Origin of the sequence: Flavobacterium hungaricum (genome assembly GCF_015182285.1) — a bacterium.
GTDB lineage: Bacteria > Bacteroidota > Bacteroidia > Flavobacteriales > Flavobacteriaceae > Flavobacterium > Flavobacterium hungaricum.
The window spans coordinates 710,443-724,160 of the sequence record NZ_PRDM01000003.1 but is presented as its reverse complement, the minus strand read 5'-3'; the positions used below and the strand labels follow the sequence as shown (position 1 = coordinate 724,160).

Annotated in this window: 13 protein-coding genes; 10 read left to right on the top strand and 3 right to left on the bottom strand. The window is 34.9% G+C overall.

All coding sequences use genetic code 11. From position 1 onward, the window contains the following. Position 1 precedes the first annotated feature (1 nt). The 8 genes from C4F50_RS16195 (at position 2) to C4F50_RS16160 (ending at position 10,703) form a co-directional block, all read left to right on the top strand. A complete protein-coding gene (locus C4F50_RS16195) occupies positions 2 to 580 on the top strand; it encodes a hypothetical protein (protein ID WP_194139682.1) in 579 nt (192 codons plus the stop codon). Next, a complete protein-coding gene (locus C4F50_RS16190; RefSeq protein ID WP_194139681.1) occupies positions 577 to 1,404 on the top strand; it encodes a DUF6734 family protein in 828 nt (275 codons plus the stop codon). Before C4F50_RS16195 ends, C4F50_RS16190 begins: the two co-directional genes overlap by 4 nt. Positions 1,405 to 1,423: 19 nt before the next feature. Then, positions 1,424 to 2,281 carry a DUF6734 family protein gene (locus tag C4F50_RS16185; protein WP_194139680.1) on the top strand — a complete coding sequence of 286 codons (858 nt, stop codon included), beginning with the start codon at positions 1,424 to 1,426 and terminating at the stop codon, positions 2,279 to 2,281. 35 nt (positions 2,282 to 2,316) lie between these two features. After that, entirely contained in the window at positions 2,317 to 3,600 is a 1,284-nt protein-coding gene (locus tag C4F50_RS16180; protein ID WP_228012055.1) for an eCIS core domain-containing protein, read from the top strand. Between the two features lie 34 nt (positions 3,601 to 3,634). Beyond that, positions 3,635 to 7,906, top strand: a complete 4,272-nt coding sequence (locus tag C4F50_RS16175; RefSeq protein WP_228012054.1) for an eCIS core domain-containing protein — start codon at positions 3,635 to 3,637, stop codon at positions 7,904 to 7,906. Between the two features lie 5 nt (positions 7,907 to 7,911). Further along, a complete protein-coding gene (locus tag C4F50_RS16170) occupies positions 7,912 to 8,517 on the top strand; it encodes a hypothetical protein (RefSeq protein ID WP_194139679.1) in 606 nt (201 codons plus the stop codon). A gap of 61 nt (positions 8,518 to 8,578) precedes the next feature. Beyond that, positions 8,579 to 9,397, top strand: coding sequence for a peptidoglycan-binding protein (locus tag C4F50_RS16165; protein WP_194139678.1), 819 nt, complete (start codon positions 8,579 to 8,581; stop codon positions 9,395 to 9,397). Position 9,398: 1 nt separating this feature from the next. Beyond that, positions 9,399 to 10,703 carry an ATP-binding protein gene (locus tag C4F50_RS16160; protein ID WP_194139677.1) on the top strand — a complete coding sequence of 435 codons (1,305 nt, stop codon included), beginning with the start codon at positions 9,399 to 9,401 and terminating at the stop codon, positions 10,701 to 10,703. Between the two features lie 182 nt (positions 10,704 to 10,885). Here C4F50_RS16160 and C4F50_RS16155 read toward each other — a convergent pair whose 3' ends face one another. Next, positions 10,886 to 11,077 (bottom strand): hypothetical protein, encoded by a 192-nt coding sequence (locus C4F50_RS16155; RefSeq protein ID WP_194139676.1) that lies wholly within the window; start codon positions 11,075 to 11,077, stop codon positions 10,886 to 10,888. A gap of 225 nt (positions 11,078 to 11,302) precedes the next feature. Here C4F50_RS16155 and C4F50_RS16150 point away from each other — a divergent pair, with 225 nt between their 5' ends. Then, positions 11,303 to 11,515, top strand: coding sequence for a hypothetical protein (locus C4F50_RS16150; protein WP_194139675.1), 213 nt, complete (start codon positions 11,303 to 11,305; stop codon positions 11,513 to 11,515). 86 nt (positions 11,516 to 11,601) lie between these two features. Here C4F50_RS16150 and C4F50_RS16145 read toward each other — a convergent pair whose 3' ends face one another. After that, positions 11,602 to 12,198, bottom strand: coding sequence for a murein L,D-transpeptidase catalytic domain-containing protein (locus C4F50_RS16145; protein WP_194139674.1), 597 nt, complete (start codon positions 12,196 to 12,198; stop codon positions 11,602 to 11,604). A 407-nt stretch (positions 12,199 to 12,605) separates the two neighbouring features. Between C4F50_RS16145 and C4F50_RS16140 the strand changes: the two genes are divergently transcribed. Then, positions 12,606 to 13,004, top strand: coding sequence for a helix-turn-helix domain-containing protein (locus tag C4F50_RS16140; protein ID WP_194139673.1), 399 nt, complete (start codon positions 12,606 to 12,608; stop codon positions 13,002 to 13,004). 42 nt (positions 13,005 to 13,046) lie between these two features. On the opposite strand, the gene C4F50_RS16135 is transcribed toward C4F50_RS16140, so the two are convergent. Next, positions 13,047 to 13,664 (bottom strand): Imm26 family immunity protein, encoded by a 618-nt coding sequence (locus C4F50_RS16135; protein WP_194139672.1) that lies wholly within the window; start codon positions 13,662 to 13,664, stop codon positions 13,047 to 13,049. Positions 13,665 to 13,718 lie beyond the last annotated feature (54 nt).

Here is a 13,718-nt window from a genome sequence, read left to right as displayed (position 1 = left end):
TATGAATGTTGAAAACACCTCTTTTTTAGAATACGATAAAAAAAATATTCGCAGCTTTCAGCAAATGGCTTTAGAATTTTTATTTAATAATGTAAACATGTCTAAAGTAGTCTTTTGCGGCGGTATTGCAGACTATCTTAATCTTCGTGAATATTATGATATTACCATTAACGATATAGATCTGCTTTTTGAAAATGAAAAGGATTTACTCCCCATGACCAGCAAACTGGCCACAAAAAGATATAGTTCTAAATTTTATAAAACCAAAAACGGAGAAGCATTAGTAAACATTTTCAGAGTTGGCGACAAGTCCATCAACATAGACAGTTTTCCAAGAGATTTTACTAATGCAACTCATACACAATCGCCTTTGCTGGGTAAAATGGTCTGGCATACCTCATTTGAAGACAGTCAAAAAAATCATAATAATGAAATACATCTCAATACATCAGAAGCAAAAGGTTCTGATTATCAATGGAGACGATTGTACAAGCACAGCCGTAAAGCTTCTTTGTACAACAACATAACTTTTCTGGAAGAAAAAAAATTAATTCATACCATTAAAAAAAATATGTTATGAGGGAAGAGCCTAGAATAATTTACAGCTTAGATGCATTTCCTATTAGTAATAACCGATGGAATGAAGGAAATAAATTTAAAGAAACAATTTATTCAACCGCACTAAGCATACTATACAGCCATTTATGGTATCAGGATATCGAGCTTTATGCAGATGAAACAGCGTATAAGTTTCTTTACATGCTTCCGTGCAGGGTTACAAAAATCAGCAGTAACGAAGACACTGTCATTTGGATGAAATCGAAAATTGATGTAATGGAAAAACAAACTAAACCCTTTGTACATCTTGATAATGATGTCTTTATAAAGAAAAAAATAAATTTTGATTTTGATAAAGTAATCGTTGAACAAAATGATTACGAATTATACAGCATGTACCAATATCGCTTAGATTTTTTCAATCAATATACTAAGGATTTAGACTATTGGAAACCCGATTTGGGATATGCTTTTAACTGCGGCGTATTAGGTTTTAGAGACTTGGAACTTCGGGATCAGTTTTTAAAAGTGTACTATACGTTAGAGGAAATTTTTATAAAAAATAACAATCCCAAAATTGCAAGAATAGAACCATGTATTGTTTTAGAACAATACAATCTCGCAGCCTTATTACACCACCACAATATTAAACCAACATTACTGCTGTGGAAAAAAAACTTGTTCGAAAACAGCCAGCTCGCAGACCGAATAGGCTACACACATATTGCAGGCCAAAAAAAATACAGAATTGACATTGTTGAAGAAATAGAAAACAGGCTTTTTAAACTGTTTCCGTATTGGTACAAAGAAGTAAAGACTGCCTTAGAGAAAGAAGGCATCGCTTAAAAACTATAAATAGCTATCGATGAAACACAAGATAATTTACAGTTTGGATGTACTTCCTATAATGAGTAACAGATGGAATATGGGAGACAAACTAAAGGAAACGATCTACATGACGGCTCTAAGCATATTATACAGTCATTTATGGTATGATGAAATTGAGCTTTATGTAGATGAAATAGGATTTAAGTTCCTGTATATGCTTCCTTGTGCTGTAACCAAAGTGCAAAATGACAACAGAATCGAACTTTGGATGAAATCTAAAATTAATGCCATGGAAGTACAAACAGAGCCCTTTGTCCACATAGACACCGACATATTTATTAAGAAAAAAATAGATTTTAGTTTTGATGACGTCATCGTAGAACGCAGGGAAGATACTTATGAAATCCATTACAGGAAACAGGTAGAATTATTTACGAAATACACTCATAACCTGCCCTATTGGCATTCTAATTTAGGCTATTCCTACAATTGCGGCATATTTGGTTTTAACGATCTCAAGCTCCGTGATGAATTTATAAAAAGCTATTATGATTTGGAGAAAATATACTTAGAAAACCAAAAAAGCTTTACGGTATTAAAACAAGAAGGTTATGAAACCTGTATTCTAATCGAGCAGTATACGCTCGCATCGCTGTTGAATTATAAAAACAATAATCCCACAATTCTGCTAAAAGGAGAAAACATAACTGAACAAGGAAAACATGCCGATTCTATCGGGTATTCTCATTTTTTTGGAATGAAAAAATATGAAAAGTATGTTGTTGATGAAATTGAACTTCGCCTCTCCAAGATCTTTCCGTTTTGGTACAAACAGATAAAAAGCGCATTAGAGCAAGAAGGTGTTACGGCAAATAGTCCGCAGTTTGTTTATTAAACAAATTATGAATCCAAATGGTAAAATAATACGTCATGAGAGAATTTGAACATAAAAAAGCATCAAACGGCTCCCCTTCACCTTTTTTTGGACCGAAAGTTCAAAAAAAACTAACTACAGGAACCGTTGGGGACAGGTATGAAAAAGAGGCTGATAATGTGGCCGACAAAGTGGTAAACAAACCGAAAACAGGCGGACTTTTATCAACAAAAAGAGAAGAAACTGTACAGCAAAAACCCCTTTCTGAAACCATTTCGAAGGTCCAAAAACAAGATCTGGCACAAGAAAAATCTCTTCCAAAAAGAGATAAAGAGGAAGACAAAAAGGTACAAAAGAAATCCGATAAAGAAGAAGACAAGAAAGTTCAGAAAAAAGCAGAAAAAGAGGAAGACAAAAAAGTCCAAAAGAAATCTGATAAAGAAGAAGACAAGAAAGTTCAGAAAAAAGCTGAAAAAGAAGAAGACAAAAAAGTACAAAAGAAATCCGATAAAGAAGAAGACAAGAAAGTTCAGAAAAAAGCTGAAAAAGAGGAAGACAAAAAAGTCCAAAAAAAATGTGCCGACTGCGAAGGCGAAGACAAACAAGTTCAGAAAAAAGAAGATAAGGAAGAAGAAAAAACAGTTCAGGCAAAATTAAATGAGTCCAACTCGGTAAACGAAGGAGTTGAAAGTGACCTTAACAGCTCTAAAGGCAGCGGTAACGGAATGGACGCAACCACAAAGCAAGAAATGGAAGCTGGTTTTGGTGCTGATTTTAGCAACGTAAACATCCATACAGACAGTAAAGCGGTTCAAATGAGCGAACAGCTGGGCGCACAAGCGTTTACACACGGTAATGATGTTTATTTTAATAAAGGAAAATACAATCCAGATTCTAAAGAAGGGAAACATTTGCTTGCGCATGAACTCACGCATACGATACAGCAAACAGGCACTAAGACAGCAAATAATGTTCAGAAAAAAAATATGCTTCAATTCTCTACAATACCTTGGAACATAAGCCGATGGACCACTCAAATAAGAGAGTCTAACAACTTTAGCGTGAGTAGTGGCGGAACAGTTACTGTAACATCAAATTTAGAATGGACTGGACCGCCAAGATGCAGCAATATCGCCTCTACAATGGAGGTAAAAATATATAGAAAAAGATTTTTGATAGATAGTAATGAGCATAGTGCTGCAATTCCATTATCAGGTGGAAGTACGTCTGTTTCTAATTTGACTGATGGCACTTACTATGTGCAAATTATTCTGAGCGGGTACAATGGCGATCCAACGCACTGCAGTTTAACAGGAAGCCTCAGCATAGATGCATCATAATGAAATGATTTTCCACAAAATACAATAATCAGATATGTCCGTCTTAACCAAAAAAACAAACTCAAATCCTTCGCACTCCGCGTCACATCATGACAAGGGGAAGGAATCTTTTTTTGGGGTACAGGCAAAATTGAATATAGGAAAATCTAACGATAAATACGAAGCAGAAGCCGACAAGGTCGCAGATCAGGTAGTAACCAATAAACAGACAACAAACCCAGACGCTTTCTTTTCTCCATCGCCGGTAGTACAAAAAAAATTAGCGGGCAATGTTCAAAAACAGGAAGAGCAAAATAAAGCAATACAGCGCAAAACTGCCAACCAAACCATAACGCCCGTTGTACAGCTAAAAGAAGAACTAATTCAAAACAAACTCGATTCGCGAACAACCGAAAAACGAGAAATCAATCCGGATTTTGCTGCATCAAAAACGTTGATCCAGAAGAAAGAAGTCCAAAAAATAGAAACTGCCTCAAGAAAAATCTCCTCCTTCAAACCTTTAATTCAAAATAAAGGGGAAGAAGAAAATCTACAGCAGAAAAAAGAAGAAGACAAACAAGCCAAAGACGACGAAAAACAAATACAAAAGAGTGCTGCCGGCGATGCCAACCCCAGTGATACTTCTAATTTAGAGTCTAATTTAAACAGCAGTAAAGGTGGCGGTTCTCCTCTATCCGGAAAAGTAAAAACCGAAATGGAAACTGGTATCGGAGCCGATTTCAGCAATGTCCGTATTCATAATGATTCCAACGCGGTTCAAATGAATAAGCAATTGGGAGCTCAGGCTTTTGCAACCGGGAACAATATTTATTTCAACGAAGGAAAATACAATCCAAATTCGCAGAGCGGTAAACATTTACTCGCCCATGAATTAACGCATACGGTACAGCAGGGCGCTGCCATTAGAAAAAAACCAGACTCCATCTCTCCTGCTCCCGAAATGATTCAGGGATCCTTATTGTCCTTTGCGATTCCTGATTTTATAAAAGACAATGTCAGACATATTCCCGGTTATACACTGCTTACCGTGGTAGCGGGTTACGATCCTTTGAATGATGTAAATGTCCAAAGAAATGCCGTCAATCTTATTGAAGGATTTATGGGTCTTGTTCCTTTTGGTACAGTCCTATTTGACAAACTGCAAGAATACGGCATTATTGATCGTGTTTTTGACTGGGTCAGCAATCGCTTGAGTGAAGTCGGTCTCAGTATGGATGCGTTACTCCAACTTGTTAAAGATGCTTGGGACGAATCTTCAATTTCAACTTTTATAGATGTTGTCAGAACTAAATTTAATACCCTGGTAGGTCGGGTAACTAGTTTTGCGGCTTCTCTTGTTGATCAAATTATAACCTGGATCAAAGAAGCCTTGATTGAAGTTGCAGAACCTTTACTGGCAGAAAACAAAGCATATTCACTTCTCAAAAAAATAATCAAATACGACCCTTTACGAGATAAAGAAGTTAGTGCCACAACAGTCGAAATATTAGAAGATTTCTTAATACTAATTGACAAGCAGACAGAACTGGAGCAAATGCGCGAAAAAGGCACGCTGCAAAAAACAGCCGACTGGCTCGACACTCAGGTTGGAACTTTCAATTCGCTATTAGGCGAACTCCGAGGTCTTATTACTGCTGCCTGGGATTCTATTCAGCCTTCTAATCTTGCTAACATTGATGCTAATCTTACCGCTTTGGCATCGAATGCAGGCGCCTTCCTGCAAAGAGTTTGGGATTTTGCTTCGGGCGTAGCTTTAAAAGTTTTAGAATTGGTAAAAGATTCTTTATTAGGTTATTTGTCTGCTCAGGCTGCAACGGTGCGGGGTTATTCGTTAATTAAAGTAATTATAGGACGTGATCCTTTTACCAATGAAACAGTCGAACGATCTGTGCCTAATCTTATCAGAGGTTTTATGAGCCTCATGGACGGCGGCGAAGAACAATACGCGCAAATGGTAGAATCTGGTGCAATAGCCAGAATTACAGGCGAAATTGAAGCCGCTGTCGCAACCTTAAACATGACTCCGGAGGCAATTATCCAGCTTTTTACAGATCTCTGGAATTCGTTTACTATTAACGATCTTATTAATCCGCTGGATGCTTTTACCCGAATTATTGAAAAATTTGGCGAACCTATAGGGCGATTGATTGCGTTTGTGGCAGAGATTGTGCGAATTGTAATTATCGCGATTCTAGAGATTATGAATTTCCCATTTGACCTTATCGGAAATATCATAACAAGAGCATTGGAAGCAATTGACGATATCAAGAAAGATCCAATTGGTTTCTTAAAAAATATACTCAGAGCGCTTAAACAAGGATTCATACAGTTCTTTGACAATATCGTAACCCATTTGATAAACGGTGTTACCGGCTGGCTGATGAGCGAGTTGAAAGATGCTAATATTCCGGTGCTTACTGATTTCTCTTTACAAGGGGTTATTACCTGGGTTATGGAAGTGCTCAATATCTCGATGGAAAAAATCTGGGAAAAACTAGCCGCGCATCCGCGTATTGGGCCGGCAAGAGTAGCCAGAATCCGAAGCATGATTAATACGCTCGAAGGTATTTGGACATTTATAAAAGATGTTCAGGAACGCGGTATGGCAGCGATTTGGGATAAAATACAAGAACAGCTTAGCAATTTGTGGAATACCGTTCTCGATGCCGTGAAAAACTTTGTCATGGAGCGCATTGTTAATAGAATAACCGCCAGACTTTTAAGCATGTTGGACCCAACGGGAATCATGGCCGTGATAAACGGTGCTATGGCTTTCTTTAACGCGATACAAAGTTTTATCAAATACCTGCGTGAAATGCTAGAAGTGGTTAATTCGTTTGTCAATGGTGTAGCCGATTTGGCCCGAGGAAATGTTGCCACAGCTGCAAATTATCTCGAAAGAACCATGGGACAAGCCATGCCGGTCGTAATAGGATTCTTAGCGAATCAGGTTGGTTTAACCGGCATTGGGGCAAGAATTGGCGAAATGATTATCTCCGTACAACAAATGGTCGACGAAGCACTTACCTGGCTGGTCAATAAAGCGGTTGATACAGGAATGGCGTTATTGGACAGGGTTATGGCAATGGGTGCTAGTGCCAGAGATGCTATTTTTGGCTGGTTAGGATTCAATACTCCTGTTACATTTTCTAACGGAGAAAATCACACTATCAAAATCGAAGAGCAAAATGGAACGAGAATAATAAACATATACAGTCAAAGACAGCGTTTAGAAGATTTTTTAAATGCTAAACAAACAGAAACTCAAAAAACACCAGACAGTCCTGAAAAAACTGAAAAATTAACTAAAATTTCAAATGCAAGACAAAATTATAATGCAGCAAATGTTTTAGTCGGCCAGCTTTATGCACTTGAAAATGCAACGCCGGCAACACCAGCTGTAACAAAACAAGCTAAAGAGCGTGAATTGAAAGATAAATTAAAATTAATTAAAGATGATTTACAATCATTAGGACTTGCACCTGGGCAAAATGCAATTACTACCAACTTTCAGGTAGCAGGAACAGCAAATGGAAGACCAACTCTTGTTAAGGCAGATCCTTTAACCACTCTTCCTGGTAATACTGTTGGATCACCACCAGGACGCGGAGCAAATTTTCCTCCAGGCTGGGATCATTTAACTCTATTAGACCGAGCTTCATTAATTGATATTCGCAGCTGGAATAGAATGCACCTTATAGCGGATAGATTACATGGTCCAGGAAATAATCCAAACAATCTTGTCCCAGCAGATAATAAAGTTAATACTCCAGCTGCACAAATCGAACAAAGAGCATTAAACAAATTAAGAGATCCGGCAAATGCTGACAAAGTATTGAAATATGAAACTAAAGTTGATTATCATCCGGCACCTATGCAAAATTTTCCAAGCAGTATAATTATTGAATGGCAACAGTGCAGCGTTACTCCGGCAGGACAAACAACACCTATTGGATCAGTTGACAGATGGGCATCCGGACTAATAAACCCACCTCCTTCACTAACTGGTGCTGGTTCATCGGGACCGACAATTTTAGATTTACGTAATGCTTCGATAACTGAATTTACCGAAGTATTTGGAAGAGGAATAGGTCGAAGATTACAATTAGCATATTCAAGAAGATTTTTAAGCCATTTACCTTATAGTCAATCTTCACTTAATACTGTTTATGGAATTTTAGCCGCAGAAGGAACAAATTCAATGCGTTATTCAAGTGATGCAGCAACTTCAGACTTTGCTTTACTTACAAGCAAAAATGGAACAACAATAACTATAGGAACAACAACTTATACAATTCAAATTTAGAATTTATGGAGAGTAAAAATTATTTCTTAGCAATTTCCGGTTTAATCAATGAACTCCTATTAAACAAGAATGTAAATATTATTAAGTATTCAATAAAATCTGGTTATCCTGAACATTATATTAAATTTTTAGAAGAAGAAAATAATATAATCATAGCTGACTCCATAAAGGCATTTTACAATAAGATTGGAAGTGTAGAAATACAATGGGATTCAGCAAATGGAGATTTAGATTTATTTGGTGAAATCAATATTGTTGACATTGACCAATTTTTAAATCTAAAAAATTATCAAGAGTATTGGATGAGACGCTTTAATGAAAATAATGATGAAGAACAAAACAAGTTTATGCTGATGGCTAAACCCTTTGATTATTTTAATTCTGATGAAACAGAAATTGCGTTTTTTAAACAGACTGATAATCAAATCAAAGATGAGTTATATTATTTTAAATCCGGATACGGTTACAGTAAATTAAATTTATCAATAAATGAATACTTCGATAAATTAATAGAAACCAAAGGTTTAAATTCATGGCAAGAACTGTTTTCAATAGGTAAGTTTGGAGAAATTCAAAATTCAGTTAAAACCATTTTTAATAAAGACAATTAAAAAACAGCCATATCCTTTCATGAACGAAAAAGCAATACAGTAACATCTAAAAACTTTAGTCATGCAAAAAACATTCTACCAAAAAGAACTTGTTATAAAAGCACCACAAGAAAGAAAAGGCGCAAATAATAACAAAAAAGACATTGAAAAAATTCAGTCCTGGCTTAATTTATTTGCTGTGCAAAATCCAAACTCTGGAACCGCTACAGATATTGATGGCGATTTTGGTCCGGCAACAGAAAAAGCAGTGCTGAATTTTCAAAAATCCAATGGCCTTCCTCAAAACGGAATTGTAAATCAAACCGTATTTGATGTACTTGTCTCTCCTCTTAAAAAAGCTTTTGAAAGCCCAATATCAGGGAATAATTTAAGGGAATTAATTCTGAATACGGCCAAAAATCATCTTAAAAATAATCCTTTTGAACTTGTCATAAATAGCCAAAGTAATACGGGACCTTGGGTTCGAAGTTATATGGACGGACATGAAGGAACAGAATGGTTTTGGTGTATGGGATTTGTTCAGGCCATTATTGATCAGGCAGCTGCTGTTCAGGGAAAAAGCTTTAAAACCCTGATGCCGTTAACTTACAGCTGCGATACCGTCGGTACAACGGGTATTCAAAAAAAGATCTTAACCCGTTATCAAACTGCCCGAACCAATCCTGCTCTAATAAAACCGGGAGACATATTTCTTCTTCAAAAAACACCAAACGACTGGATTCATACCGGAATTGTAACTGCTGTTCATGCCGATACCATAGAAACTATTGAAGGTAATACCAATGCCGGCGGTTCTCATAATGGAAACGCTGTGATGAACAAAATCAGAAACTATAAACAATCAAAACTTGATTTTTTTTCAATAGAATCATTAGTATAAAATGGAAAATATAGTCACTTACTTAAAAAATCAATTCGTATTCCAGCTTGATCATCTTTTTCAGGTCGAAAATCCGATGGAAAAACCTCTTTTTAATCAGCTTGATTCAAATGGTTTTATTGATGAATTTATTATCGAAAATCATTTAGTCGAAATTGATATTCTTCTCTTAGGATTAGCTCTGGTTCCACATATCAAGCCCGATTTTTTGAGTTCTACTATTGCCGAATATTTACCAAATGGCGGTGAACTGCCGGAATTTGGAGGGATTAAAACCAAAAATCACCGCGGTATTTTACCAACTGGAGAAACAGCTCAGTTTTTAATTGCCGGAAATGATCTGGAAAACCGGATCTCATTCTACAACTTTTTACACAATCAATCTTTTCTGTATAAAAAGGGAATTATAAAAATAGAATCTGTGCCGCACGGTGAGCCTAAATTAAGTGGTTTATTAATTTTGGAAGAAGAATACATCGAAAAATTCATCACCGGAAAAATCCTCAAACCGCAGCTCAGCAGTATTTTTCCTGCCCAGCTAATAGAAACCCAATTGGATTGGGAAGATCTTGTTCTCAATACTTCTACTTTAAATCAGATAAAAGAAGTAGAAACCTGGCTTAAATTCAACGATATTTTGCTTCATGAATGGAATATGAAAGCCAAAATAAAACCCGGTTTTAGAGTGATGTTTTACGGAACGCCGGGAACCGGAAAAACGCTGACCGCTTCATTATTAGGAAAATATACGAAAAGAGACGTTTATAGAATTGATTTGTCAATGGTGATTTCGAAATACATTGGCGAGACCGAAAAAAATCTTTCTTCTCTATTTGACAAAGCAATCGACAAAGACTGGATTCTCTTTTTTGATGAAGCTGATGCCGTTTTCGGAAAAAGAACCAACGTACGCGACGCTCATGACAAATATGCCAATCAGGAAGTTTCGTATTTACTGCAGCGCATCGAGAACCATCCTGGGCTGGTTATTCTGGCTTCTAATTTTAAAACCAATATCGATACCGCTTTTACAAGAAGGTTTCAGTCTATTATTGAGTTTGAAGTGCCGTCCTACGGTGAACGCTTACAATTGTGGAAAAACAATCTGCCTAAAGGAATCAAAATTGCCGACGATGTCAATCTTAACGAACTTTCAAAAAAATACGATATTACAGGCGCCAATATTGTAAATATCATTCAATACGCTTGTCTGCGAACGCTTGAAGACCAAAACCAAAGCATTAAGCTCGATCATCTTATTCAGGGCATTAAAAAAGAATATGCCAAAGAGGGAAAAATGATGTAACATTGCAAATCTCTTTATAATTTCTGTTATCACGAAGACAGCTATTTCTATGATTTTTTGACTATAAAAATCCGTTTGTATCCGCGTTTTTGCGAAAGTAAATTTGTTTCATCCGCGTTAAAATACATTCAAAGCACATTAACAAAAAAACGCCTCAATCTATATTTAAGGCGTTTTCGTTTTTATTTTTTTTCTTCGTTATTCAACTTATCGTCAAAATCGGGTTCTTCACCTTTAAATTTTTTCGTGTCAGTATCATAGTTTTCATCGTTTGTTAAGACCTCATCATGATCTTTATATTGATGTTTTCTAGTATCACTGCGATGGTCTGCACCATTGTTTGTATTTTGCGGAGTTTGATTATTTGCTTTCATAATAGTAAGTTTTTAATTAAAGTAAAGCTACAAAACGAAATATCATTGCACTTATACAATCTAACTTCTTAAATTATAGAATCTTACTATCAACCAACTGGAAATTAAATAACTATTGAATATAATTATGTAAAACTTTTTGAAGTGTCCTTTCTAATTTTGACTTGAACAAATAGAGATATTTAATGCTCAGAGAAAAGTGATTCAAACTTAAAATTTAGCACCATGAGAACTTACAACGAAAACTACACCGCACCAATAAACATTTCTGAAGATTCCCCTCTATACATGGAAACCTTTGAACGTAATCATGTGGAACGTTTTTACCAATCTACAAGTGAAGAACTTTTATGCTGGGGAGAAGAACCAAAATATATTCACAGTGAATTTTCTAATACCTTCGAAAGAAAAGATCAAGGCAATAGATTAGAATTGTAACCATCAATTTTATTCTAAACCAAAAAAATGCGCAAAAGCCAATGTAGACTTTTGCGCATTTTTTTATTTATATTGAACTTGTATTCTTAATAATACACGTACATCATAATTTTTGAATTAGAACTCTCTATGATTTTTTCAAGTCTTTTAAAGAAGATTTCGTTAACCATTGGACATCCGTGGCTGTTTGCGATATAATAGTCTTGCTCATCGTAGGGAACAGCAGAATAATGATGCAGTACAATCGCTCTCGAAAGTGCATTACTATTAGTTTCATCTAAGCCATTTAATCTAAATGCTTTACCAAACATTCCTTTATAAGAGCCGCCTACAGCATATTTACCCAACGAAGTGCAGTTTGAATTAGGAGTATTACTAAATTTAAGATCTCCTCTAACTCCGGTTTCAGAACCACTGCCATTAGCAACAAGCCCCTGATCAATAATTTTATCATTTTGCAGGTCGTAAACAAAAAAACGATTTTTTCCTGATTTGATTTTCATATCAACAAAAAAAGCAATTTTATTACTGTATTTACCCGTTTGGCAAACAGATTTGATTTCGTTAACGTGATCGTTAAGCCTTAAAAAATCAGCTTCATCTAGAATTTCCTCATTAGCAGTTGTACGAAAGTTTGTAAACGAACTTAATGAAATTAGCAGCGCAACTAAAAGTATTCTCATTCGCAATTAAATTAAATTTTAATAAATAGTAGATTGGGACTTCAAATTTATTGTGTTATAATTCTATAACCTTTATGCTGCAAAAATATATAGAAATTTTACATAATTCCCATGTTTGAATGTTAAATTTTACATAAACAGCTAAAAATAAGTTATTTATAAAAACATTATACTATAAAAAGAGAATTTTAAGTTCAAAAGCACTGCACTTGCTTCCCTATTTTTTCGATTGAACAGATTTTAGCTGCAGAAAGTTCCCATCACTTAAGTGTATAATCTATTCTAAAATTGGATATAATATCTGACAAAAGAGTGTTTTACGGGATCTTTTTTTTTTTATCTTTGAAACTCAGACTTTTTAACCTGAAAGGCTTTATCTTTGGGCTTTCAGAAAATTTATACTCATTATGGAACAGAAAATTCATCAGGGAAGAAACGTAAAACGTTTTAGAGAAATGCTTGGCATTAAACAAGAAGCATTGGCGTATGATCTGGGAGAAGAATGGAATCAGAAGAAGATTTCTATGCTGGAACAAAAAGATGTAATTGAAGAAAGTCTCCTAAAACAAATCTCAAATTCTCTGAACATTCCTGTTGAAGCTTTTCAAAACTTTGATGAAGAGCAGGCGGTGAATGTTATTGCAAACACATTTCATAATAATGATAGTGCAATTGGATTTGTAATTAATAATCATAATCCAATTGATAAATTAATTCAGCTTCACGAAGAAAAGATTGCCTTATACGAAAGAATGTTAAAGGAGAAAGATGAAATGATGGCAAGACTTGAAAAATTGATTAAATAGATATTTTGAAATTTACACTAGCCAAGTTAATAAGATAAAGAATTAAACACTAGCTTTTCCCCTTTTCTCTTCTGGAATAGTAGAATAAATTGGGGTATAAATAGTATTATAATATGAAGCTAAATCATCATGATTATCTAATTTATAATAGTCCTCAATCTTTTTACCTTCTTGTCTGATAACTTCCATAGTTAAACGTGTGGATATTGAACCGTAAGCTCTGTAGACAAATTTCTCTAAATGTTTTACTTTTTCATAATCAACAATAATTCTGTTATTCACTTCTGCATTATGGATATAATACCAAATTTTAGCATCTTTTTCATAAAGACTTAACAACGGACCAAAATCCTTAAAATCAGGTATCTCTAATTCATTTTCTTTTGGCTTAAGCAAACCAACTATTTCCCATATTTTATTTTTAATTGCTGGATATGGATTAAGCACATAGATACCTCCTAGTAATAAATCATTGTTGTCAATATTTTCTATTTCCAAATTTTCATTTTCGAAAACACGTTTATAGACATAAATAAATTCATTATACCCTATATCTTCTTTAATTTCTTTAAGATTTATAAACTTTGCTAAAACAAAACCAAAGTTATGTTCTAATGGAATTTTAATTATTGAACCTGTTTCTATTCTATTTTTTTTCATTTTTCTTCGACTTTATACGATACTAATAACTGAACTCTTTATTTTAAAAATATA

Excerpts from the sequence above, each read along its gene's own strand:
- C4F50_RS16145 (WP_194139674.1), bottom strand. The coding sequence starts at position 12,198 with ATGAGAATACTTTTAGTTGCGCTGCTAATTTCATTAAGTTCGTTTACA.
- C4F50_RS16190 (WP_194139681.1), top strand. The coding sequence starts at position 577 with ATGAGGGAAGAGCCTAGAATAATTTACAGCTTAGATGCATTTCCTATT.
- C4F50_RS16170 (WP_194139679.1), top strand. The coding sequence starts at position 7,912 with ATGGAGAGTAAAAATTATTTCTTAGCAATTTCCGGTTTAATCAATGAA.
- C4F50_RS16185 (WP_194139680.1), top strand. The coding sequence starts at position 1,424 with ATGAAACACAAGATAATTTACAGTTTGGATGTACTTCCTATAATGAGT.
- C4F50_RS16135 (WP_194139672.1), bottom strand. The coding sequence starts at position 13,664 with ATGAAAAAAAATAGAATAGAAACAGGTTCAATAATTAAAATTCCATTA.
- C4F50_RS16160 (WP_194139677.1), top strand. The coding sequence starts at position 9,399 with ATGGAAAATATAGTCACTTACTTAAAAAATCAATTCGTATTCCAGCTT.
- C4F50_RS16195 (WP_194139682.1), top strand. The coding sequence starts at position 2 with ATGAATGTTGAAAACACCTCTTTTTTAGAATACGATAAAAAAAATATT.
- C4F50_RS16165 (WP_194139678.1), top strand. The coding sequence starts at position 8,579 with ATGCAAAAAACATTCTACCAAAAAGAACTTGTTATAAAAGCACCACAA.
- C4F50_RS16180 (WP_228012055.1), top strand. The coding sequence starts at position 2,317 with ATGAGAGAATTTGAACATAAAAAAGCATCAAACGGCTCCCCTTCACCT.
- C4F50_RS16155 (WP_194139676.1), bottom strand. The coding sequence starts at position 11,077 with ATGAAAGCAAATAATCAAACTCCGCAAAATACAAACAATGGTGCAGAC.
- C4F50_RS16175 (WP_228012054.1), top strand. The coding sequence starts at position 3,635 with ATGTCCGTCTTAACCAAAAAAACAAACTCAAATCCTTCGCACTCCGCG.
- C4F50_RS16140 (WP_194139673.1), top strand. The coding sequence starts at position 12,606 with ATGGAACAGAAAATTCATCAGGGAAGAAACGTAAAACGTTTTAGAGAA.
- C4F50_RS16150 (WP_194139675.1), top strand. The coding sequence starts at position 11,303 with ATGAGAACTTACAACGAAAACTACACCGCACCAATAAACATTTCTGAA.